The sequence below is a fragment of the Lutibaculum baratangense AMV1 genome (genome assembly GCF_000496075.1).
GTDB classification, from domain to species: domain Bacteria; phylum Pseudomonadota; class Alphaproteobacteria; order Rhizobiales; family Tepidamorphaceae; genus Lutibaculum; species Lutibaculum baratangense.
The window spans coordinates 36,992-57,917 of record NZ_AWXZ01000019.1 but is presented as its reverse complement, the minus strand read 5'-3'; the positions used below and the strand labels follow the sequence as shown (position 1 = coordinate 57,917).

Annotated in this window: 19 protein-coding genes; 9 read left to right on the top strand and 10 right to left on the bottom strand. The window is 68.8% G+C overall.

The window, feature by feature from the left end:
- Window positions 1-7: 7 nt before the first annotated feature.
- From N177_RS08040 to N177_RS21645, 7 genes are all read right to left on the bottom strand, one after another.
- Window positions 8-1,648, bottom strand: a complete 1,641-nt coding sequence (locus tag N177_RS08040; protein WP_023431800.1) for an ABC transporter ATP-binding protein — start codon at window positions 1,646-1,648, stop codon at window positions 8-10.
- Window positions 1,645-2,583 carry a cation diffusion facilitator family transporter gene (locus N177_RS08035; protein ID WP_023431799.1) on the bottom strand — a complete coding sequence of 313 codons (939 nt, stop codon included), beginning with the start codon at window positions 2,581-2,583 and terminating at the stop codon, window positions 1,645-1,647. The genes N177_RS08040 and N177_RS08035 overlap by 4 nt, the downstream gene beginning before the upstream one ends.
- Before the next feature lie 10 nt (window positions 2,584-2,593).
- Complete coding sequence (locus N177_RS08030; RefSeq protein WP_023431798.1) at window positions 2,594-3,829, bottom strand: ABC transporter permease; 1,236 nt, start codon at window positions 3,827-3,829, stop codon at window positions 2,594-2,596.
- Between the two features lie 4 nt (window positions 3,830-3,833).
- Window positions 3,834-4,949, bottom strand: coding sequence for a microcin C ABC transporter permease YejB (locus tag N177_RS08025; RefSeq protein WP_023431797.1), 1,116 nt, complete (start codon window positions 4,947-4,949; stop codon window positions 3,834-3,836).
- Between the two features lie 10 nt (window positions 4,950-4,959).
- The gene (locus tag N177_RS08020; protein ID WP_040485418.1) at window positions 4,960-6,834 is read right to left on the bottom strand and encodes an extracellular solute-binding protein; all 1,875 of its coding nucleotides are present in this window, start codon (window positions 6,832-6,834) and stop codon (window positions 4,960-4,962) included.
- Window positions 6,835-6,841: 7 nt separating this feature from the next.
- Window positions 6,842-8,695, bottom strand: coding sequence for an extracellular solute-binding protein (locus tag N177_RS08015; protein WP_023431795.1), 1,854 nt, complete (start codon window positions 8,693-8,695; stop codon window positions 6,842-6,844).
- A gap of 172 nt (window positions 8,696-8,867) precedes the next feature.
- The gene (locus N177_RS21645) at window positions 8,868-10,259 is read right to left on the bottom strand and encodes a c-type cytochrome (RefSeq protein WP_023431794.1); all 1,392 of its coding nucleotides are present in this window, start codon (window positions 10,257-10,259) and stop codon (window positions 8,868-8,870) included.
- Between the two features lie 163 nt (window positions 10,260-10,422).
- On the opposite strand from N177_RS21645, the gene N177_RS08005 reads away from it, so the two are divergent.
- Complete coding sequence (locus tag N177_RS08005) at window positions 10,423-11,154, top strand: 3-deoxy-manno-octulosonate cytidylyltransferase (protein WP_023431793.1); 732 nt, start codon at window positions 10,423-10,425, stop codon at window positions 11,152-11,154.
- Window positions 11,155-11,180: 26 nt separating this feature from the next.
- Entirely contained in the window at window positions 11,181-12,041 is an 861-nt protein-coding gene (locus tag N177_RS08000) for a prephenate dehydratase (RefSeq protein WP_023431792.1), read from the top strand.
- Between the two features lie 21 nt (window positions 12,042-12,062).
- Here the strand turns inward: N177_RS08000 and nudC are convergent, their stop codons facing one another.
- Window positions 12,063-12,974 (bottom strand): NAD(+) diphosphatase, encoded by a 912-nt coding sequence (gene nudC, locus N177_RS07995; RefSeq protein WP_040485400.1) that lies wholly within the window; start codon window positions 12,972-12,974, stop codon window positions 12,063-12,065.
- A gap of 172 nt (window positions 12,975-13,146) precedes the next feature.
- Here nudC and clpS point away from each other — a divergent pair, with 172 nt between their 5' ends.
- The 6 genes from clpS to N177_RS20550 all read left to right on the top strand — a co-directional run bounded on the left by clpS (window position 13,147) and on the right by N177_RS20550 (window position 18,318).
- Window positions 13,147-13,452, top strand: coding sequence for an ATP-dependent Clp protease adapter ClpS (gene clpS, locus N177_RS07990; RefSeq protein ID WP_040485399.1), 306 nt, complete (start codon window positions 13,147-13,149; stop codon window positions 13,450-13,452).
- A 44-nt stretch (window positions 13,453-13,496) separates the two neighbouring features.
- Window positions 13,497-13,847: a hypothetical protein gene (locus N177_RS07985; RefSeq protein ID WP_023431789.1), complete on the top strand. Its 351-nt coding sequence runs from the start codon at window positions 13,497-13,499 to the stop codon at window positions 13,845-13,847.
- 230 nt (window positions 13,848-14,077) lie between these two features.
- Entirely contained in the window at window positions 14,078-15,055 is a 978-nt protein-coding gene (locus tag N177_RS07980) for a UDP-glucuronic acid decarboxylase family protein (protein ID WP_023431788.1), read from the top strand.
- A 155-nt stretch (window positions 15,056-15,210) separates the two neighbouring features.
- On the top strand, window positions 15,211-15,465 hold the full coding sequence (locus N177_RS07975; RefSeq protein ID WP_023431787.1) for a hypothetical protein: 255 nt from the start codon (window positions 15,211-15,213) through the stop codon (window positions 15,463-15,465).
- Window positions 15,466-15,498: 33 nt separating this feature from the next.
- Window positions 15,499-15,918: an alternative ribosome rescue aminoacyl-tRNA hydrolase ArfB gene (gene arfB, locus N177_RS07970; protein ID WP_023431786.1), complete on the top strand. Its 420-nt coding sequence runs from the start codon at window positions 15,499-15,501 to the stop codon at window positions 15,916-15,918.
- 153 nt (window positions 15,919-16,071) lie between these two features.
- On the top strand, window positions 16,072-18,318 hold the full coding sequence (locus N177_RS20550) for a putative bifunctional diguanylate cyclase/phosphodiesterase (RefSeq protein ID WP_160170920.1): 2,247 nt from the start codon (window positions 16,072-16,074) through the stop codon (window positions 18,316-18,318).
- A gap of 114 nt (window positions 18,319-18,432) precedes the next feature.
- On the opposite strand, the gene N177_RS07960 is transcribed toward N177_RS20550, so the two are convergent.
- Complete coding sequence (locus tag N177_RS07960; protein ID WP_023431783.1) at window positions 18,433-19,014, bottom strand: hypothetical protein; 582 nt, start codon at window positions 19,012-19,014, stop codon at window positions 18,433-18,435.
- A gap of 566 nt (window positions 19,015-19,580) precedes the next feature.
- Here N177_RS07960 and N177_RS07955 point away from each other — a divergent pair.
- Window positions 19,581-19,985: a Ros/MucR family transcriptional regulator gene (locus N177_RS07955; protein WP_051402297.1), complete on the top strand. Its 405-nt coding sequence runs from the start codon at window positions 19,581-19,583 to the stop codon at window positions 19,983-19,985.
- A 111-nt stretch (window positions 19,986-20,096) separates the two neighbouring features.
- Here the strand turns inward: N177_RS07955 and N177_RS07950 are convergent, their stop codons facing one another.
- The gene (locus N177_RS07950; protein ID WP_023431781.1) at window positions 20,097-20,789 is read right to left on the bottom strand and encodes a GntR family transcriptional regulator; all 693 of its coding nucleotides are present in this window, start codon (window positions 20,787-20,789) and stop codon (window positions 20,097-20,099) included.
- Window positions 20,790-20,926: the final 137 nt, after the last annotated feature.

The window sequence follows — 20,926 nt, the reverse complement described above, 5'->3', positions numbered from 1 at the left end:
GCGCCGTCTACTGCGCGACGACGTCGCCCTCGACCGCCTCGATCGAGAAGGCCGCCGCCATCAGCGCTTTCGTGTAGGGCGTTTCCGGTGCGCGGAAGATCTTCTCCGCCGGTCCGCTCTCGACGACCTCGCCATGCCGGAGCACGATCACGTCGTTCGCGAGCGCCCGCACGACCTTGAGGTCGTGGCTGATGAAGAGATAGGCGAGGTCGTGCTTCCTCTGCAGGTCGCGCAGCAGGTCGACGATCTGCGCCTGCACGCTCATGTCGAGGGCGCTCGTCGGCTCGTCGAGCATGAGGAACTTCGGCTCGAGCACGATGGCGCGCGCGATCGCGATGCGCTGGCGCTGCCCGCCCGAGAACTCGTGCGGGTAGCGGTCCATCGTCGCGGGGTCGAGCCCGACCTCCCGCAGCGCCCGCACGACCCGCTCGCGCCGGCCGTCATAGTCGAGGCCGGAGCCGTGGATCTTCAGCCCCTCGCCGATGATCTCGCCGATCGACATGCGAGGGCTCAGCGAGCCGAAGGGATCCTGGAAGACGATCTGCAGGTCGCGCCGCAGCGGGCGCATCTGCCGGAAGCCGTAGGCGTCGATCCGGTCGCCCAGATAGACGATCGGCCCTTCGCTCGAGATGAGGCGGAGGAGGGCGAGGCCGAGCGTCGTCTTGCCCGAGCCCGATTCGCCGACGACGCCGAGCGTCTGCCCCTCGCGCACCGTCACGTCGATGCCATCGACGGCCTTGATGTGGCCGACGGTGCGCTTGAAGAGGCCGCGGCGGACCGGGAACCAGACCTTCAGGTCGTCCGCCTTCATGATGACCGGTGCGGAGGGGTCCGACGCCGGCGGCTCGCCCTTCGGCTCGGCGGCGAGCAGGTGCTTCGTGTAGGCGTGCCGCGGCCGCTCGAAGATGTCCCGCGTCGGGCCGGCCTCGACGATCTCTCCCTCCGTCATCACGCAGACGCGGTCGGCGATCTTCCTGACGATGCCGAGATCGTGGGTGATCATCAGCACGCCCATGTCGTGCCGCTTCTGGAGGTCCTTCAGGAGCTTCAGGATCTGCGCCTGCACCGTCACGTCGAGCGCGGTCGTCGGCTCGTCGGCGATCAGGAGGTCGGGCGCGTTCGCGAGCGCCATGGCGATCATCACGCGCTGGCGCTGCCCGCCGGACATCTGGTGCGGGAAGCTCGCGAGACGGCTCTCCGGGTCGCGGATGCCCACCTGGTCGAGAAGCTCGACCGTGCGGTCGCGCGTCTTCCGGCCGCGATAGCCGCCGTGGAGCTCGAGGATCTCGCCGATCTGCTGCTCGACCGTGTGCAGCGGGTTGAGCGAGCTCATCGGCTCCTGGAACACCATCGTGATGTCGTTGCCGCGCACCCGCTGGAGTTCCCGCGGAGGGGCGGAGAGGAGGTCCTGCCCCTTGAACAGGATCCGTCCCGAGGGGTGCTCGGCCGGCGGGTAGGGCAGGAGCTTCAGGATCGACAGCGCCGTCACCGACTTGCCGGACCCGGACTCGCCGACGAGCGCCAGCGTCTCCCCCTTCCGGATGTCGAAGGAGACGCCCCGCACGGCCTGGGTCGTCCGCGCCCCCTGGCGGAAGTCGACGCGCAGATCCTGGACGGAGAGGAGGGGGCTTGTGGTCTGGTCGCTCATGCGGCCTCCTGCGGGCTCGCCGGCCTGTCGGCGCAGCAGCCGTACTCGATCTCCACCGTCGCGTGCTCGAGGCCGAAGCTCTCCGCGAGCTCCCGCTTGATCGCGCGGATCGCCTCGGGAGCCTCGCCGTCGGCGCGGATGCAGGCGTGGAGCGTGACCATCCTGCGCTTCTCCGTGATGGCCCAGACGTGGATGTGGTGGACCTCCTCCACAGCGTCGATCGCCGCGACGAGGGCGGGGCCGATCCGCCGGGAATCGACCTCCTTCGGCGATGCCTCCAGGAGGATGTGGGCGCTCTCGGAGACGACGCGCCAGGCCGATCGCAGCACGATCGCCGCGATGACGACCGAAAGGATCGGGTCGATCGGCGTCCAGCCCGTCGCCATGATGACGCCTGCGGCGATCAGCGCGCCGACGGAGCCGAGGAGGTCGCCGAGAACGTGCAGCGCCGCGCCGCGCATGTTCAGGTTGTCCCTGTCCCCGCCATGCAGCAGGCAGAAGGCGACGATGTTCACGACGAGCCCCGCGACGGCGACGGCCATCATCAGCCCGCCCTCGATCGGGCGCGGGTCGGCGAAGCGCTGCCACGCCTCGTAGACGATCCAGCCGCAGATGAAGAACAGCGTCAGCCCGTTCGCGAAGGCGACGAGGATCTGGAACCGGTCGTAACCATAGGTGCGTTGCCAGTCGGCCGGCCGCCGCGCCAGGCGGAAGGCGAACCACGACATGGAGAGCGCGGCGAAGTCGGTCAGCATGTGGCCCGCGTCGGCGATCAGCGCCAGCGAGCCCGACAGGACGCCACCGACCACCTCCGCGAGCATGAAGACACCCGTGAGGGCGGCGGCGATCGCCAGGCGCGTCTCGCTCGCATGCGCGGCGTGGTCGTGGTGGCCGTGCGAGTGGTCGTGCCCGTGATGGTGGTGATGTTCGCCCATCCGGATCGCCTCAGCGGAAGGTCTTGCGCGGGTCGAAGGCGTCGCGCACCGCCTCGCCGACGAAGATCAGGAGGCTCAGCATGATGGCGATCACCGCGAAACCGGTGAGGCCGAGCCACGGCGCCTGCAGGTTCGCCTTGCCCTGCGCCAGGAGCTCGCCGAGCGAGGGCGAGCCCGGCGGAAGGCCGAAGCCCAGGAAGTCGAGCGAGGTGAGCGTGGTGATCGAGCCGTTCAGGATGAACGGCATGAAGGTCAGCGTCGCGACCATCGCGTTCGGCAGAAGGTGGCGCCACATGATCGTCAGGTCGCTGACGCCGAGCGCGCGCGCCGCCGCGATGTACTCGAAGTTGCGCCCGCGCAGGAACTCCGCCCGCACCACGCCGACGAGCGCGACCCAGGAGAACAGGAGGAGTATCCCGAGCAGGAGCCAGAAGTTCGGCTCGAAGAAGGCCGCGATGATGATCAGGAGGTAGAGCGACGGGATCGACGTCCAGATCTCGATCGCGCGCTGGAAGATCAGGTCCGTCCAGCCGCCGAAATAGCCCTGCAACGCGCCCGCCACGACGCCGACGATCGAGGAGAGAATCGTGAGGATGAGGCCGAACAGGACCGACAGGCGGAAGCCGTAAATCAGCCTCGCCACGACGTCGCGAGCCTGGTCGTCGGTCCCGAGCCAGTGGAAGTTGCCGATCGTGCAATTCGGGTCGTCCTGGCCCTCGTAATAGGCTTGGCAGCGCGTTTCCTCGTCCATCATCCAGAAGGGCGGGGCGGGCGCGGGCACGGGAATCTCGAGGTCCACAGTCTGGTAGCTGTAGCGGATCGGCGGCCAGAGGATGAAGCCGTCCTCCTCGATCAGCTCCTGCACGAACGGGTCGCGGTAGTTCGCCTCCGTCTCGAAGTCGCCGCCGAAGGTCGTCTCGGGATAGAAGTTGAAGACGGGCGCGTAGTACTCGCCCTGGTACTGCACGAGGATCGGCTTGTCGTTCGCCAGGAACTCCGCAAAGAGCGAGAGAACGAACAGGACGAGGAAGATCCAGAACGACCAGTAGCCGCGCTTGTGCGCCTTGAAGTTCTGCCAGCGGCGGCGGTTGAGGGGCGACAGCGCGAAACGGCCGGTCCGCGTCGGCTCCGGCGGCGCCGCCTCCGCGCCCGGCGTCGGCGGCAGGGGCACCTCCGTCTTCGCCTCCTCCGGGGTCTCGCCCTCCTGTGCGCCCTTCCGGCGCAGGTCCTCGCGGGTCTCGATCATCGCGTCACACCTCCCGCGCCTCGAAGTCGATCCGCGGATCGACCCAGGTGTAGGTGAGGTCGGAGATCAGGTTCACGATCAGGCCGAGCAGCGAGAAGATATAGAGCGTGGCGAACACGACGGGATAGTCGCGGTTGATGATAGATTCGAAGGAGAGGAGCCCGAGCCCGTCGAGGGAGAAGATCGTCTCGATCAGGAGCGATCCCGTGAAGAAGGCCGAGATGAACGCGCCGGGAAACCCCGCGATGATGATGAGCATCGCGTTGCGGAAGACGTGGCCGTAGAGCACCCGGCGCTCGCCGAGGCCCTTCATCCGCGCCGTCGTCACGTACTGCTTGCGGATCTCGTCGAGGAAGGAGTTCTTCGTGAGGAGCGTCGTCGTCGCGAAGGCGCCGAGCGCCATCGACGTGATCGGCAGCACGAGGTGCCAGAAATAGTCGAGGATCCTCTCCGGCCAGGACAGGCTCTCCCAGTTGTCGGACACGAGCCCGCGCAGGGGGAAGAGGTCGAAGAAGCTGCCGCCCGCGAAGAGCACGATCAGGAGGATCGCGAACAGGAAGCCCGGTATGGCGTAGCCGACGATGACGACCGCGCTCGTCCAGGTGTCGAAGCGCGATCCGTCCCGCATCGCCTTCGCGATCCCGAGGGGGATCGAGATTCCGTAGGACAGAAGCGTCATCCAGAGGCCGAGCGAGATCGAGACCGGCATCTTCTCGATGATCAGGTCGATCACCGAGATGTCGCGGAAGTAGGAGCGGCCGAAGTCGAAGGTCGCGTAGTTCACGATCATCATCAGGAAGCGCTCGTGCGGCGGCTTGTCGAAGCCGAACTGCTGCTCGAGCTCGCGGATGAAGTCCGGGTCGAGACCCTGCGCGCCGCGGTATTTCGCCTGCACGCCCTCGCCGGCGCCTCCTGCCGCGCCGGCGCCGGAACCGCCGACGTCGCCCTGGCCTCCGCCGCCGATCCGCGCCGTGGCGGAGACGTCCGTGCCCTGAAGCTGCGCGACGATGCGCTCGATCGGCCCGCCCGGGGCGAACTGCACGATGACGAAGGACACGAGCATGATCCCGAGGATCGTCGGGATCATCAGGAGGAGGCGTCGGAGGATATAGGCGCCCAAGCGGTCTCTCCTACTGAGCCTGCGGGGTGGTGTTCTGGGCGGGCGAAGCCCACCAGAGATCGATGACGCCGCGCGTGTAGCGGGGCTTCTCCGCCGGGCGCTCGAAGAGGTCCCAGTAGGCGATCGTGTGCTCGCGCTTGTGCCACTGGGGGATCCAGTACCGGCCGCTCCGGAGCACGCGGTCGAGCGCCCTCGCCGCCGTCACCTGCTCCTCGCGGCTCGACGCGTTGACCACCCGGTCGGTGAGCTCGTCGATGACGGGATCGGCGATGCCGGCGAGGTTCGGGGAGCCCGGCGTGTCGGCGGACGACGACGTCCAGAAGCGCTTGATGCCTTCGCCCGGGGTCGGCGACATGGAATAGCGCCTCGATACGAGGTCGAAGTCGTAGTCGTTGAGCCGCGACTGATACTGCGAGGCGTCGACGATGCGCAGGCTCGGTGCGATGCCGAGCATCTCGAGGTTGCGCATATAGGGCTGGATCACCCGCTGGAAGGTGGAGCTCGCGTCGAGGAACTCGATGCGGAACGGCTCACCCCGTTCATTCCGGAGGACCCGGTCCTCGATCTCCCAGCCCGCCTCCTTCAGGAGGTCCACGGCGCGGCGGAGGAGCCTCCTGTCGCGCCCCGACCCGTCGGAGACGGGTGGGGTGAAGGGTGGGCCGAAGACCTCGTCCGGCACGCGGCCGCGATAGGGCTCGAGCAGCGCGAGCTCCTCCGGCGACGGCTCGCCCGTCGCGAGGAGGTCGGAGTTCTCGAAGTAGGAGCTCGTTCGCTCGTAGAGGCCGTAGAACAGCGTCCGGTTCGTCCACTCGAAGTCGAAGGCGCAGATCAGCGCCTCGCGCACGCGCGGGTCGGCGAGGTGCGGCCGGCGCGTGTTGATGAACCACCCTTGCGCGCCCGACGGCGTCTCGTCCGGCAGCGTCTCGCGCTTCACCCGCCCGTCGAGCACTGCCGGGAAGTCGTATCCGGTCGCCCAGGTGCGCGACGTGAACTCCTCGCGGAACGTGTACTGGCCGGCCTTGAACGCCTCGAAGGCGACGTCGCGGTCGCGGTAGAACTCGTAGCGGACGACGTCGAAATTGTACCTGCCCCGGTTCACCGGCAGGTCCTTCGCCCAGTAGTCGGGCACCCGCACGTAGTCGACCGAGCGCCCGGCCCTGAACGGCCCCACCCTGTAGGGGCCGGAGCCGAGCGGGGGCGTCATCGTCGTCGCCTCGAAGTCGTTGTCCGTGTAATAGCGCCGCGACACGATGGGCAGGCCCGTGATCAGCTGCGGCAGGTCGCGCGAGCGTGTCGGCTTGAAGCGCACCTCGACCTCGTGCGGGCCGATCGCCGTGGCGTCCTCCATGTCGAGGATCGACTGGCTGATCGAGGGGTGTCCCTTCTCCTTCAGGAGGAGGAACGAGAACGCCACGTCCTCCGCCGTCAGCGGGGTCCCGTCGTGCCAGCGGGCCTCCGGTCGCAGGTCGAAGCGGTAGATCGTTCCCTCGGCGTTCGCCTCGACCTCCCGTGCCACGAGGCCGTAGACGGCGTCCGGCTCCTCGAAATTGCGCACCATAAGGCTGTCGAAGATGATGTCGAGCCCGACCGGCGCGTCTCCCCGCAGGATCAGCGTGTTCATCGTGTTGAACGTGTCGGGGTTCTGGTTGAACGCCCAGGAGGAGGGAACGAGCGCGATCCTGCCGCCCTTCGGTGCCTCGGGATCGGCGTAGGCGAAGTGCCGGAAATCCGGCGCCAGCGCGAGGTCGCCGAAGATCGACATTCCGTGCCGCGCGGCGACGGGAACGCCGGCCTCCGGCGCGGCGATCGTCGTGAACGGACGGAGCGCGCCCGCGGCCGCGAGCCCGGCGAGCACGACCCGGCGTGTCGGGCGATGAGGCGTCATCGCCGTGTCAGGATCCACTCTTGATCGTCGCAGCCTTCTCCTCGTCCCACCACCAGATCAGCGGACTGAAGGCGTAGTCCGGCATCGTCTCGGGCAGGCCGAACCTGTCCCAGCGCGCCGTCCTGATGTCGGGCGTGTAGAATTGCGGCACGAGATAGTGGTTCCACAGGAGAACGCGGTCGAGAGCCCGGCTCGCGGCGACCAGGGTCTCGCGGTCCTCGGCGTAGATGATCCGGTCGATCAGGCGGTCGACCGCCTCGTTCTTGATGCCGATCGTGTTGCGGCTTGCGGGCGTGTCGGCGGCGGCCGAGCCCCAGAAGTCGCGCTGCTCGTTCCCGGGCGACAGCGACTGCGGGAAGAGGTCGACCGTCATGTCGAAATTGAAGTTGTCCATCCGGTTCTGGTACTGCGCGCTGTCGACGTTCCGGATCGTCCCCTGGATGCCGAGGCGCTCGAGGTTCCGGATGTAGGGCGACAGGACGCGCTCCGTGTCCGGCTGCGCCGTCAGGAACTCGACCCGCATCGCCTCGCCGGTCTCCCGGTTCACGCGCTGGCCGCCCTCGACGATCCAGCCCGCCTCGGTCAGGAGCTCGCCGGCGCGCGCGAAGTTCTCCCGCACGTTGCGGCGATCGCCGCCGACCGGGTTCTTGTATTCCTGCGTGAACACCTCCGGCGGCACCTTGTCGCGCACCTCTTCGAGAATCTCGAGCTCCTTGCCCTCCGGCAGGCCCGTGGCGGCCAGCTCGGAGTTCGGGAAGTAGCTGCCGGTGCGCTCGTACTGGCCGTAGAAGATGTTCTGGTTCAGCCACTCGAAGTCGTAGGCGAGGTTGAACGCCTCGCGCACGCGGGGATCCTGGAACCGCTCGCGGCGCAGGTTGAAGATGAGGCCCTGCATGGGCTCGGCCTGCTTCGTCTGGAACGTCTCCAGGACCACGTCGCCGCGCCTCGCGGCCGGGAAATCGTAACCGGTCGCCCAGCGGGTCGCGCTGTTCTCGGAGCGGAAGTCGAAGCGGTCGGCCTTGAAGGCCTCAAGCGCCACCGTCATGTCGCGGTAGTACTCGTAGCTCAGCTCGGCGAAGTTGTTCGAGCCGACCCTCACCGGCAGGTCCTTCGCCCAGTAGTCCTCCACGAGCTCGTAGGTGATCGAGCGGCCGGCCACCGCCGACTTGATGCGATACGGCCCGGAACCGAGCGGCGGCTCGAGCGTCGAAGCCTTGAAGTCGCGCTGGTTTCCGTTCGCGTCGGTGCCTTCCCAGTAGTGCTTCGGCAGCACGTAGATCTGGCCGGTGATCTGCGGCAGCTCGCGGTTGCCCTTCTCGTCGAAGGTGAAGGTGACCTCGTTCTCGCCGGTGACCTCCGCTTCCACCACGTTGCGGTAATAGGCGTTGTAGAAGGGGTGCGCATCCTTCAGCGCCTCGAGGCTCCAGACGACGTCCTCCGCCGTCACCGGCGTGCCGTCGTGGAAGCGCGCCTCGGGGCGGAGCCTGAAGGTGACGGAGGAATAGTCGTCGGGATGGCTGACCGATTCCGCGACGAGGCCGTACTCAGAGCTCGGCTCGTCGAGCGACGTGGCCATCAGCGTGTCGTAGGTCAGGCCGAGCCCGGTGGCCGGCGAACCCTTGATGTTGAACGGGTTCAGCGTGTCGAAGCTGCCGATCGCCCCCTGGCGGAAGCGGCCGGCCTTCGGCGCGTCCGGGTTGACGTAGTCGAAACGCTCGAACCCCGGGCCGTATTTCAGCTCGCCGAACAGCGAGAGCCCGTGGTTCCAGTCCCGCTCCGTTCCGCCCTCCTGGGCCGCGGCGGCGTGCGCCGAAAGGGCCAGGCTGGCGACGAGAAGCAGGCGGCCGGCGAGGCTCTTCATCTTCGTTCTCCGCAAAGAGGCAAAGGCAAGGTCGAGGCTAACTTAGCGGAGGAGGCCGTGGCTTGCGACGGGCCGCGGGCAATATGACCGATATTTAATGGCCGCACCTGCCGCGCTCGGCCAAGAAAAAGGGCCCCGCAGGGCCCTTGATCCATCGCCGTGAAGGTGCGCCTCACTGCAGCGGCTGCGGGTTCTCCTGCAGCGTGTAGAGGTAATGCAGCAGGGCGTGCCGGTCGTCCTCGTCGCGGATGCCGGCGAACGCCATCTTCGTGCCGCGGGCGAACTCGCGCGGGTTCGCGAGGAAGGCGTCGAGATTCTCAAGCGTCCAGTCGCCCTCGATACCCTGCAGCGCGTCGGAGTAGTTGTAGTCGTCGAGGCTCGCGATGTCGCGATCGACGACGCCGTAGATGTGGGGGCCGACCCGGTTCGGCCCGCCCTCCTCGAGGCTGTGGCAGGCCGTGCACTTGCGCGCCTGGGCCTGGCCCTCCTCGACGTCGGCGGCCGCGACCGCGGCGAGAAGCGCGCTGTCGCCACCGGCGGCTGCGGCCTGCTCCTGCTCGGCTGCGGCCTCCTCTTGCGCCGGCTCGGCGGCACCCTGCTGGTCGCCCGCGGGGGCTTCCTCTGCGGGCGCTTCCTCCGCGGGAGCCTCCTGCTGCTCACCCTGCGCGGACTGCTCCTGCCCGGCGGCAGGCTGCGCGTCCTCGTCCGCACCCTCGGCCGGAACGGGCGTCTCGTCGCGGGCCCCGGCGATCGACTCCTGGTCCTCGGGGGCCGGCTGCACCGGAGCGCCTTCGCCCTCGGGCGTCTGCTGCACGTCGGTGCCGAGATCGGGGCTTGCCTGCTGCGGCTCGCCCGAAGGCTCGGCCTGGTCGGTCGCCTGGGCGCCCTCGGCCTCCTCCTCGGCGGCCTGCTCCTGCGGCTCGGGTTCGGTCGGCTGTTCCGTTGCCTCGCCGTCCTCGAGCGTCGGCTGTGCGGCGCCGTCCTCTGCCGCCGCCTCGTCTCCGGCCGGCTCCTCCTCGGGCTCCGGCAGCGGCGGCGGGTTCTCGGTCTGGCTCGCGAGGTAGGCGATCAGGTCGGCCCTGTCCGCGGCGTCGCGGACGCCGGCGAACGCCATCGCGGTGCCGGAGATGTATCCGCGCGGATTGGCGAGGAAGCCGTCGAGATGCTCGTAGGTCCACTCGAAGCCTTCGCCGGCCAGCTGCTCGAAGGCCTGCGAATAGCCGAACCCCTCGACATGCGTGATCTCCGCGCCCACCACGTCATGCAGGTTCGGTCCGACCTTGTTCGCGCCGCCGGCCTCGAAGGAGTGGCAGGACACGCATCGCCTGGCGATGGCCTCGCCGGCGCTCGCATCCGCGGAAGCCAAGAGCACCGCGAGCTGCGGGCCCTCTTCCTCGGCAGGCCCGGCGCCCCCTTCGCCTGCTTCCGGAACGGCCACGGCCCATCCCGGTTGCTCGGGCGCTTCGGCATGGAAAAGTGCTTCTCCGAGCACGCCGATGGCCATGGTGGCGAGGAGAGTGCCGAGGACCGCGCCGGCAATCTTGTTGAATTCGAAACTATCCATTCGGGGCGGGGCTCCAGAGTGTCCGGTGCGCCGGCTCGAACATGGTCGGTCCGGCCGGCGCGGCAGGTCGGAAGGCCGGTGGTTGATACTCGGAATTGCTCTAACAAGGCAACCTGTATAAACGACGCAGCCGTCGATCGGAAACGCCTGAAAGGACGTGGCCTTGTCCGCCCTCGTCGTCATCCCCGCCCGCCTGGGCTCCCCGCGCATTCCCCGCAAGCCGCTTTCGGTGATCGCCGGACGTTCGCTCATCCTGCATGTGCTCGACCGCGCACGCGAGGCCGATGTCGGCCCCGTGGTGGTGGCGACGGACGCGCCGGAGGTCGCCGATCTCGTCAGGGCGGAGGGCGGCGAGGTGGTGATGACGCGCTCCGACCACACGAGCGGTTCGGATCGTGCCGAAGAGGCCGCGCGGCTCTACGATCCCGAAGGCAAGGCCGACGTGGTGATCGATTTCCAGGCCGATCTGCCGACCTTATCGGCTGAGATGGTGAGAAGCGTCCTGCCGCCGCTTCAGGACGACGAGGTGGCGATGGCCACCCTTGCCGCGCCGATCGTCAGCTATTCCCAGCGGAGCGATTCGAGCGTCGTGAAGGTCGTCGGGTCCACCATCGCCGAGCGCCGCATGCGCGCGCTCTACTTCACCCGCGCCGCCGCGCCGTGGGGGGATGGGCCGCTCTACCACCATGTCGGGCTCTACGCCTGGCGCCGCACGGCTCTGACGCGGTTCGCATCCCTCTCGCGCAGCGTGCTGGAGCGGCGCGAACGGCTCGAGCAGCTCAGGGCTCTCGAGGCCGGGATGAGGATCGATGTCGTCATCGCCGACGACGCGCCCGTCGGCGTTCACACGGCCGCCGATCTCGTGCGCGCCGAAGCCGCGCTCGAGGCGCAATGAGCGGGACCGGTTGGAGTGCTGATCCGATGAGCCGCCGCATCGTCTTCCAGGGAGAGCTCGGCGCGAACTCCCATTTCGCCTGCCGGGATGCCTTTCCAGACCACGAGCCCGTTCCCTGCGCGACCTTCGAGGACGCGCTTCTGGCGGTCGCGGACGGCAGCGCCGAGCTCGGCATGATCCCGATCGAGAACTCGGTCGCAGGCCGCGTCGCCGACATCCACCACCTGCTGCCGACGGCCGGCCTGCACATCGTCGGTGAGTACTTCCTGCCGCTGCACCACTATCTGATGGCGCCCAAGGGGGCGAGCCTTCAGACGGTGAGGACGGTGCACAGCCACGTCATGGCGCTCGGCCAGTGCCGCAAGGCTATCGCGAAGTACGGCCTGAAGGCGGTCGTCCATGCCGACACCGCGGGCGCCGCCCACGAGGTCGCCGACAGCGGCGACATGACGCGGGCCGCCATCGCCTCCGCGCTGGCCGCGGAGATCTACGGGCTCGACATCCTCGTGCGGGACATCGAGGACGAGGCGCACAACACGACGCGCTTCATCGTGCTCGCGAAGCATCCGGCCTGGGCGGCGCGCGGCTCGGGCTCGATCGTCACGACCTTCCTCTTCCGCGTGCGCAACCTGCCGGCCTCGCTCTACAAGGCGCTGGGCGGCTTCGCGACGAACGGCATCAACATGACGAAGCTGGAGTCCTATCAGCTCGAGGGGCACTTCTTCGCGTCGCAGTTCTTCGCCGACATCGAGGGCCATCCGGAAGATCCGGCGGTCGCCCGCGCCTTCGAGGAGCTCGACTTCTTCTGCCGCGAGTTCAAGGTCCTGGGCGTCTACCGGGCGAGCCCCTACCGCGACAAGATCCGCGAGACGCTGAACGGCGGCTAGAGGCTGGCCGGGGCCGCGCGCTCAGTCGCCCTCGGCGAAGTGGCGCATCAGCTGGTGCGCGATGGCGGTGGGCGGCGGCACGAAGATGCCCTCCGGGTGCTCCTTCGCGATCATGCGGGTGACGTCCTCTCTCGAGAACCATCGCGCCCAGGCGATCTCGGCCGGGTCGATCGTGAGCTCTCGCCCCTTCGCCTCGGCGAGGCAGCCGATCATCAGCGAGGAAGGGAAGGGCCAGGGCTGGCTCGCATGGTAGGTGACACGACCGACCTCGACGCCGGTCTCCTCGACGACCTCCCGGCGCACGGCATCCTCGATCGTCTCGCCGGGCTCCAGGAAGCCGGCCAGGGTCGAGACCATGTTCTCGGCGAAGCGGGGCTCGTGCGCGAGCAGGCATGCTTCGCCATGGGTCACGAGCATGATCACGACGGGATCGGTGCGGGGGAAGTGCTTGGCGCCGCAATGGCCGCAGTCCCGGCGGTAGCCGAAGTCCGCGAACCGCGTCGGGTGGCCGCACGTCCCGCAATAGCCGTGCCGCCGGTGCCAGTCGAGGAGGCTCTTCGCCTGCGCCACGACACCCAGCAGGTCGGGCGGCAGCAGGCCCTGGACCGCGATCGAGCGGGCGTCGATCGCCTTGATCGTTTCCTGGGGCGGCTCCTCCGGGACGGGAAGGGCGAAGACCGGACCCTCGTCGTCGTGCCCCAGGAGCAGGGGATCCGCCGGGGATGCGCCGAGAGCCTCGGCCTCCGAGCGGGAGAAGAGAAGTCCGAAGCCCTCGCCGTCGAGCCTCAGCAGCGCTCGGTCGTCCGTCATGAGAACGCATCTCGCGCTCCCGAACGCAGCCTCGACCCTCGGTCCGTCCTGGCGAAGCGTCGAGCGGCGGTCGAGACGATTGGCGGAGAAGCCTGCCTTTCGGCTATTGTCTGGCGTCGTCACAGGCGCACTTAGCTCCTAGGGCCGTTGAGAGGGCGCTGCATGAGGCCCTCATACCGACAAGCGCCGCGGGCGTCCAAGGGAACGGTCCGCGCGATCATCGGGCGGCGTGCGAGACGATCCGCCGGGTGCGGTTGAGCCGCAAGCCGCCCAACGCTTCGAGAAGGCAAGAGCGATGAGCGATTCCAGAACGAAGCCGCGCACGAAGGCGCAGCCGAAGACGGAGCGGCCGCGCCTCTACAAGGTCATTCTCATGAACGACGACTTCACGCCCCGCGAGTTCGTGGTGTCGGTGTTGAAGGCGGAGTTCCGGATGAACGAATCGCAGGCGCAGCAGGTCATGATGACGGCGCACCGGAAGGGCTCGTGCGTCGTGGCGGTCTATCCGCGCGACGTCGCCGAAACGAAGGCGACGCGCGCCTGCGACGCCGCTCGCAGCCGGGGCTACCCGCTCCTGTTCACGACGGAGCCGGAGGAGTAGTCTGGATAAAGGCGAACCCCGCGTTTCTCGGACAGAGGCCCTGCTTGCGCGACTTCTCGAACGAGATTCATCGGCTGGAGACGCAGATCGAGCATCTGTCAGACCAGATCGAGCGGTGTCGGAAGGCGGATCTGGCGGCGCGGCTCGCGATGCTCCTCGGCGCGGCGTGGCTCGCCGCCGTCGTCATGGGCTTCCTGCCGGGAGACGGCGCGGCCGTTCTCGTGGCGATCGCCGCGCTTCTGTTCGGCATCGTCCTCTTCGGGTCTAACCGCTCGACCTGGCGCGGGCTTCGCGAGCGGCTCGAGGCCGCAGAGGCGCAACGCAACGCGCTGATCGACCGCAGCGACCTCCTGTCCGTTTCCGAACCCCGGCTCCCTGAGTCCTTGTCCCGCTGATCCTTTTTCCTTCCGCCCCCATGGTTCGGCGCCGGGCGCGAGGGCATCTTCTGCAACTTCCCGAGCTTCCGGACGTTTTCGGTCCTGGCTCGGTGGGGCGGTCCATTTCGGGCGCCGGGCATCCCCCCACGGCCGGCCCTGGCGAAGCGTTCGGCTCGGCCCGGAGGCGGCGCCCGGCATCCTGACAACGGCTCCTCCTCAAGGAGCGGAGAAGAAGGCGAGCGACGGGCATGATCAAGGACAGGACGCGGGTACTCGTGACCGGCGGGTCGGGATTCATCGGCTCCCATCTGTGCGAGCGGCTGCTCGAAGACGGTCACGAAGTCTTGTGCGTGGACAATTTCTTCACGGGGCGGCGGATCAACATCGAGGGCCTGCTCGACAACAGGCGCTTCGAGCTGTGCCGGCACGACGTGACGATCCCGCTCTGCATCGAGGTCGACGAGATCTACAACCTCGCCTGTCCCGCCTCGCCGGTCCACTACCAGCGCGATCCCGTCCAGACGGCGAAGACGAGCGTGCTCGGCGCGATCAACATGCTCGAGCTCGCCAACCGGCTGAAGGCGAAGGTGTTCCAGGCGTCGACGTCGGAGGTCTACGGCGATCCGACCGTGCACCCGCAGCCCGAGGGCTATTGGGGCAACGTCAACCCGATCGGGGTGCGAGCCTGCTACGACGAGGGCAAACGCTGCGCGGAGACCCTGTTCTTCGACTTCTGGCGCCAGCACCAGCTGCGCATCAAGGTGGCCCGCATCTTCAACACCTACGGGCCGCGCATGAAGCCGAACGACGGGCGCGTGGTGTCGAACTTCATCGTGCAGGCGCTGCGGGGGGAGGACATCACGATCTATGGCGAGGGCCAGCAGACGCGGTCCTTCTGCTACATCGACGATCTCGTCGATGGGCTCGTCCGCCTCATGAACTCGCCCGACGACGTGAGGGGGCCGTTCAACATGGGCAATCCCGACGAGTTCACGGTGCGCGAGCTCGCCGAGATGGTCATCGACCTCACGGGGTCGCGCTCCCGCATCGTCCATCACCCGCTTCCCGCCGACGATCCCAAGCAGCGGCGTCCGGACATCACTCAGTCGAAGAAGAAGCTCGGCTGGCGGCCCGTCGTCCCGCTTCGCACCGGCCTCGAGCGGACGATCCGCTACTTCGACGAGCAGCTCGCCAGCGGAGACGTGCTCGAGCTGCTGGAGGCCTGAGCCGCGGTGGGAGCCAGCGCTTCACTTGGACGCACGCGAGTGATGGTAACCGAACCTTAATCCGCCCAGGGCTCGCCAAGCCGGCCCGGAAATGCTCTCATCGCACCATGCGGTCACCGAGCACCATCTACGTTCCCCGGACGGACCTGCGCGCCATGCGCGAGCTTGTCGAGCGGTTCATCCAGCGCCACGAGCGGGAAGGCCGCCTGCTGGACGCGGACGTGATCGCGGAGGCGCTTCGGCGCTACCTGCCGGAGGACACACAGGACGAGCGCACGCTGCGCGAGCTTCGCAGGCTCGTCATCGCGGTGGCGAGCGAGCGCTTCGTGCCGGTCCGCTGGGGCCGGATGGCCATGCCGAAGCCCCCGGCCGCGCCGCCGGCCCGGGCCCCCTCGCGTCCCGGGGCCTGAACCACGGGTCCCGCGACAACGTCGGTAGAGGGAATGATCGAGGTCGCGCCCGGTATCGCTCTCGACGAGTCCGAGCTTCAGGAGAGCTTCGTGCGGGCCTCGGGGCCGGGCGGCCAGCACGTGAACAAGGCGTCCACGGCCGTGCAGCTGCGCTTCGACGCCCGCCGCTCGCGCGCCCTCCCGGACGACGTGGCCATCCGGCTCATGAAGGCGGCCGGATCGAGGCTGACGCGCGAGGGGGTGATCGTCATCACCGCCGATGCCCATCGAAGCCAGCAGCAGAACCGGGACGACGCCCGCGAGCGCCTCTTCGAGATGATCCGCGAGGCCGCCAGGCGGCCCGTCGCGAGGCGCCCGACGAAGCCGACCCGGGCCGCCAAGCAGCGCCGGCTCGAGGCGAAGGGCAAGCGCGCCGCCGTCAAGTCGCAGCGGACGAAGCCGATCCTCGACTAGCCCGCCCAAGAATGCCGCGGCGTGCCCGCTCCCAATCCGGCGACCGGTAGCCGTGATCGGCGATGCCGACAATTGTAGCCGTGCGCTTCAGAAAGCCATGAGGGCGAGAGGCTATCTTCCCCGCCTTCCATGGAGATCGGAGCCGCTGCACTCATGGCCACAACGAGCAGGAGGGAAGCCCGCCGTCTCGCCGCGCTTCGATCCGTGGATATCCTCGACACCCATCCGAGCGAGGAGTTCGACGCCCTGTGCCGGGCGGTCGCAAGGGTGATGGAGATGCCGATAGCCCGGGTGGCGCTGATCGACGAGGACCGCCAGTGGCTGAAGGCGGCCCATGGCACGCCGCGCGTCGAAGCGCCGCGCGCCTTCACCTTCTGCAACCACACGATCGAGCAGGACGACGTGCTGGTCGTCGAGGACGCGGAGGCGGACGCGCGCTTTGCCGCCGCCGTGCGGTCGGGTGCGCATGCCGGGATCCGCTTCTATGCCGGGGCGCCGATCCTGCTCGCCGGCCGCCATCCGGTCGGCGCGCTCTGCGTCATGGACAGCACGCCGCGCACCCTCGGAGCGCGCGAGACAGAGGTCTTGAAGGAGTTCGCCGCCGTCGCGGCCGGGCTGATCGAGGGGCATGCCCACGCGCGCCAGGCGCGGCGCGATCGGTGCAAGCTCTCCCGGCAGGTCGGCAAGCTCATGCGCCAGGAGAGGGACCTCGACCGCCGCGACAGGATGCTGCTGCAGACCGAGCGCATGGCCCAGATCGGCGGCTGGGAATGGGACGTGGAGAGGCGGCGCATCCACCTCTCTGTGGGGATGTACAGGCTTCTCGGCCGCACCGGCCGTACCCGCCGCGAGGTCAACGAGGTCATGCGGTTCTTCCCGCCGGAGTCGGCGCGCGCCGTTCACGCGGCCGTCTACCAGGCCCGCACCACCGGCGCGCCCTTCGACATCGAGATCGAGTTCCGCAGCGTCGCCGGCGAGATGCGCTGGGCGCGCATCGTCGGCGAGGTGGAGCGGCACGAGGGCGCGGCCCGGCGCGTCTTCGGCAGCTTCCAGGACGTGACCGAGCATCGCAGGCTGCACGAGCGGCTCTGGCAGACGGCGAACTGCGACGACCTGACGGGGCTCGCGAAGCGGGCGCGCTTCACGCAGACCTTCGAGGAGGCGCTCGTGGCCGCCCGGTCGGCCGGCGAGCAGGTCGGGCTGCTCGTCATCGACCTCGACCACTTCAAGCACGTCAACGACACGCTCGGCCACCGGGCCGGCGACGTCATGCTCATGGTCACGGCCGACCGGTTGCGCGGCTCCGTCGGCCCGGAGGACTGCGTCGCGCGGCTGGGCGGCGACGAATTCGCCGTGATGGTCCGCCGCGCCGCCGGCGCGGAGGCGCTGCTCGATCTCGGCAGGCTCGTCTCCGAACGGCTCGCCGAGCCGATCGACTACGAGACCGAGACGCTCTCTCCGGGCGGCAGCGTCGGGTGCGCGCTCGCGCCGCTGCACGGGGCCAGCGCCGACACGCTGATGCAGAACGCGGACATGGCGCTCTACCGGGCCAAGAGCTCCGGCCGCGGCGGCGCGGCGATCTTCGAGCCGCGGATGCGGCGCGCCGTGCAGGTACGCGCCGAGCAGATCACCACCTTCCGCGACGCCTTGAAGACGGGACGGGTGGTCCCGTTCTATCAGCCCCAGATGCGCCTCTCGGACGGGCGGGTCTGCGGCTTCGAGGCGCTGGCGCGGTGGCGGATGCCGGACGACCGCATCGCGACGCCCCAGGCCTTCCGGCATGCGCTCGAGGACGGCGACGTCTGCACCAGGCTCGGCCTCGCGATGCTGGAGCAGGTGGCGGCCGATGCGCGTCGCTGGATCCGCGAGGGGCTCGATCCCGGCAGGATCTCGGTCAACGCCACCTCGGCCGAACTCATGCGCCCGGACTACTGCGACCGCGTGCGCCAGATCCTGGACCGCCACGGCCTGGACGGAAGCCTGCTGACGGTGGAGGTGACGGAGACCGTGTTCCTCGGCAGCGGCGCGGGGCGCGTCGAGCAGAGCCTCCTTGCGCTGCGCGAGATGGGCGCCTCGATCGCGCTCGACGATTTCGGCACGGGCTTCGCGTCGCTGACGCACCTCAAGACCTGCCCCGTCGACACGATCAAGATCGACCGCTCCTTCATCGCCGGGCTCGGCAAGCGCGCCGACGACCAGGCGATCGTCGCCGCCATCATGCATCTCGCGCGAAGCCTCGGCATCGAGACGGTGGCGGAGGGGGTCGAGCGACGAGAGCAACTCGCCTTCCTCCGCATGATGTCGTGCGACAAGATGCAGGGCTTCCTCCTCAGCGCGGCCGTGCCGGCGGACGAGGTGCCTCTCTTCCTGGAAGCGCGCTACTCGGCCCTCACGGCCTGACGAGCGGCGCAGGGATAGCCCGAACGCGGTTCGTCCCGGCGCGCCGCCCGAAGCCTTCCCAAACGAAAGAAGGCGCGGCCGGGGCCGCGCCTTCGCATGCCGTCTGAACGCCCCTCAGGAGCGCGTGAAGAGGATCAGGTCGTTGTCCGGGGTCACCTGGGCCGCGACGATGCTCTCCACCTGAAGGCCGCTGCCCTCGATCTGCTGGAGAAGCACGGGGTTGCCGCGGATCGCATCCTGAAGGTTCGTCACCTGCTGCGGATTGTCCTCGACAGCCTGGTTGACGCGGTCGACCGCCTCCGGTCCCGCGCGCTCGTCGATCATCACGACGCCGATGCGCTGCATGGACGAGTTGGAGATCGCCTCGACGGACTCGCTCGAATCCGAGATGGAGGACACCACCGTGTCGACGGTCATGCCGGCACCGGCCTGACCGGGGGCCGCCTCACCGGTCTGCGCGGCCGTGCCGGGCGCGGTCTGCGCGCCGGTGGCGGCGCCCGCGTCCGGCGTGCCGTAGGTCGAGCCTGGCGTTCCCGTGGCGCCCGGCGTTTCCGTGGTTCCGGTCGCGCCCGGCGTGCCGGTGGCGCTCGGCATCTCCTGGCCGCCCATCGTGTCGGCCTGCTGGGCGACGCCGGCGACCGTCATCGCGGGTACGGCGATCACGGCGGCCGCGGTCGTCATCAGAATCCTGTGCATCGTCTTTCCTCTTCCGAGTTGGGACTTTCCTGCGTCGAGGCAGGGCGAGACACAACGCATGCTCTCCGGGGCCGGGTCCGGGCGGAAGGTTGGGCATTTCAAGGCGATTTCGTGGGGCGGGACGCGTGGCTGCCGCACCACTTGCCGCCGCGGTCGTCCTGCGGGCGTCCAACCTGCGGGTGCCATGCCGACCGGGGACAGTGCCACGCCCCGACCATGGCGGTGAGGCCCCGTCGGCAGTGCACGGCCCCTCTGCGTTCCCGCCACCTTTTCGCCGTGTTCGGAGCGGTCTGCGCGCGACCGTACCAAACCGCGTGCGAGCCCGGGCGGACGACTGGGTCGACCGTCCGCTCTCCTCCCGGGCTCGGATATCTCGCCGTCCCGGCGGCGATGGCGCGGCTTGAGCCGTCTTTGTTTACTTGCCCTTAGGGTTACGAGGGAGCTGTCAACAAAACTTCTGGCCGCCACAATCTCTCCATGCGAACCGCTCACCTTGATTCCGATCAATGACGATCGGTTAGCGAGCGAGGGTTACGGCTTTGAAGGATGCGGACGAGCACGAGCGCATGCTGGTGAGGGTCACTGCCAACATTGTTTCAGCTTATGTCGGTCAGCACGGGCTCTCGGCGCTGGAACTGCCCACCCTGATCGGCGACGTGCACCGGGCCTGCCGCCATCTCGGTCAACAGCGGGAGCCGGAGGAGGTGCTCGAGCCGGCCGTCGCGCCCAACAGGTCGGTGAAGCGCGACCACATCGTCTGTCTCGACTGCGGGAAGACCTTCAAGTCGCTCAAGCGGCATCTGAGGGCAGAGCACAACCTGTCGCCGGAGCAGTACCGGGAGCGGTGGGCGCTGGCCGCGGACTATCCGATGGTGGCGCCGAACTACGCCGCCACACGCTCGCGCCTCGCCAAGGAGATGGGTCTCGGAGGCAAGATCGAGGACTCCGGCAGGGGCAAGAGCGGCGCCTAGGCAGCTCGCCCTGCCTGCGGCTCGAGGACGACGCCCGGCCCCCGCGCCGGGCGTCTTCGTCTCCCGGTTGTTTCGCCTCGTGGCGCGGACGCAACGACAAGGGGCGGGGCATCACGCGCGTCCGGGCGCGTCGTCCTCCCGGTCCTCCTCCCGCTGCCCCAGCAACTCCTCCCGCATGATCTTGAGCCGCGCCCGCTGGGCGTGGCGGATATGGCGCCGGGCCGCGGCATCGGCGCGCTCCGGATCGCGTGCCGCGACGGCCTGGATCGTTTCCAGGTGCTCGGCATGCGCGGTCTCGTAGCGTCCCTCGACCCTGAGGCTCGTTCCGCCGAGAAGCGCCATCGAGTCCCTTAGGTTGATCAGCGATCGCTCGAGGTAGCGGTTGTGCGCGGCCCGGTAGAGGGCGGAGTGGAAGAGCCGGTTCAGCTCGGCGAGCTGGTGCGGGTCTCCCCTGATCGCTTCCTCCGAGGCGACCATCTCCTCGAGCTCCTCGATCTCCGCCGCCGAGGCGTGGCGCGCGGCGAACGCCGCCGCCGTGCCCTCCAGCACCTCGCGCAGGTCGTAGAGCTCCATCGTCTGCTGGTGGTCGAGCCTCGATATGATGGCGCCGTGCCGCGGCACGAAGGAGATCAGCCCCTCCGATTCCAGGCGCCGGATTGCCTCCCGTGCCGGGGTGCGGCTGATGCTGAGCCGGTCGGCGATCTCGACCTCCCGGACGCGCGTGCCGGGCGGGAGCGTGCCGTCCTGGATGGCCTGCTTCAGCTTCTGGTAGGCGATTTCGCCGCGCGAGGCTTCGGTGCCCATCGTGTTCCATCTCTGTCTCGCTCGCACTCGCTCAATGGCGGTTCACGAGCGTATACGCATGCACCAGCTTCGCGAGCCGATGCCCTCGTCGTGTCCGAGGGAATCCTGAGTGGCAGCATAGCAGCTATGGCACGCCG

Excerpts from the sequence above, each read along its gene's own strand:
- N177_RS21645 (WP_023431794.1), bottom strand. The coding sequence starts at position 10,259 with ATGGATAGTTTCGAATTCAACAAGATTGCCGGCGCGGTCCTCGGCACT.
- N177_RS08035 (WP_023431799.1), bottom strand. The coding sequence starts at position 2,583 with ATGGGCGAACATCACCACCATCACGGGCACGACCACTCGCACGGCCAC.
- N177_RS08020 (WP_040485418.1), bottom strand. The coding sequence starts at position 6,834 with ATGACGCCTCATCGCCCGACACGCCGGGTCGTGCTCGCCGGGCTCGCG.
- N177_RS07960 (WP_023431783.1), bottom strand. The coding sequence starts at position 19,014 with ATGCACAGGATTCTGATGACGACCGCGGCCGCCGTGATCGCCGTACCC.
- N177_RS20550 (WP_160170920.1), top strand. The coding sequence starts at position 16,072 with ATGGCCACAACGAGCAGGAGGGAAGCCCGCCGTCTCGCCGCGCTTCGA.
- arfB (WP_023431786.1), top strand. The coding sequence starts at position 15,499 with ATGATCGAGGTCGCGCCCGGTATCGCTCTCGACGAGTCCGAGCTTCAG.
- N177_RS07975 (WP_023431787.1), top strand. The coding sequence starts at position 15,211 with ATGCGCGAGCTTGTCGAGCGGTTCATCCAGCGCCACGAGCGGGAAGGC.
- clpS (WP_040485399.1), top strand. The coding sequence starts at position 13,147 with ATGAGCGATTCCAGAACGAAGCCGCGCACGAAGGCGCAGCCGAAGACG.
- N177_RS08015 (WP_023431795.1), bottom strand. The coding sequence starts at position 8,695 with ATGAAGAGCCTCGCCGGCCGCCTGCTTCTCGTCGCCAGCCTGGCCCTT.
- N177_RS07980 (WP_023431788.1), top strand. The coding sequence starts at position 14,078 with ATGATCAAGGACAGGACGCGGGTACTCGTGACCGGCGGGTCGGGATTC.
- N177_RS08030 (WP_023431798.1), bottom strand. The coding sequence starts at position 3,829 with ATGATCGAGACCCGCGAGGACCTGCGCCGGAAGGGCGCACAGGAGGGC.
- N177_RS07955 (WP_051402297.1), top strand. The coding sequence starts at position 19,581 with ATGCTGGTGAGGGTCACTGCCAACATTGTTTCAGCTTATGTCGGTCAG.
- N177_RS08000 (WP_023431792.1), top strand. The coding sequence starts at position 11,181 with ATGAGCCGCCGCATCGTCTTCCAGGGAGAGCTCGGCGCGAACTCCCAT.
- N177_RS08040 (WP_023431800.1), bottom strand. The coding sequence starts at position 1,648 with ATGAGCGACCAGACCACAAGCCCCCTCCTCTCCGTCCAGGATCTGCGC.
- N177_RS07950 (WP_023431781.1), bottom strand. The coding sequence starts at position 20,789 with ATGGGCACCGAAGCCTCGCGCGGCGAAATCGCCTACCAGAAGCTGAAG.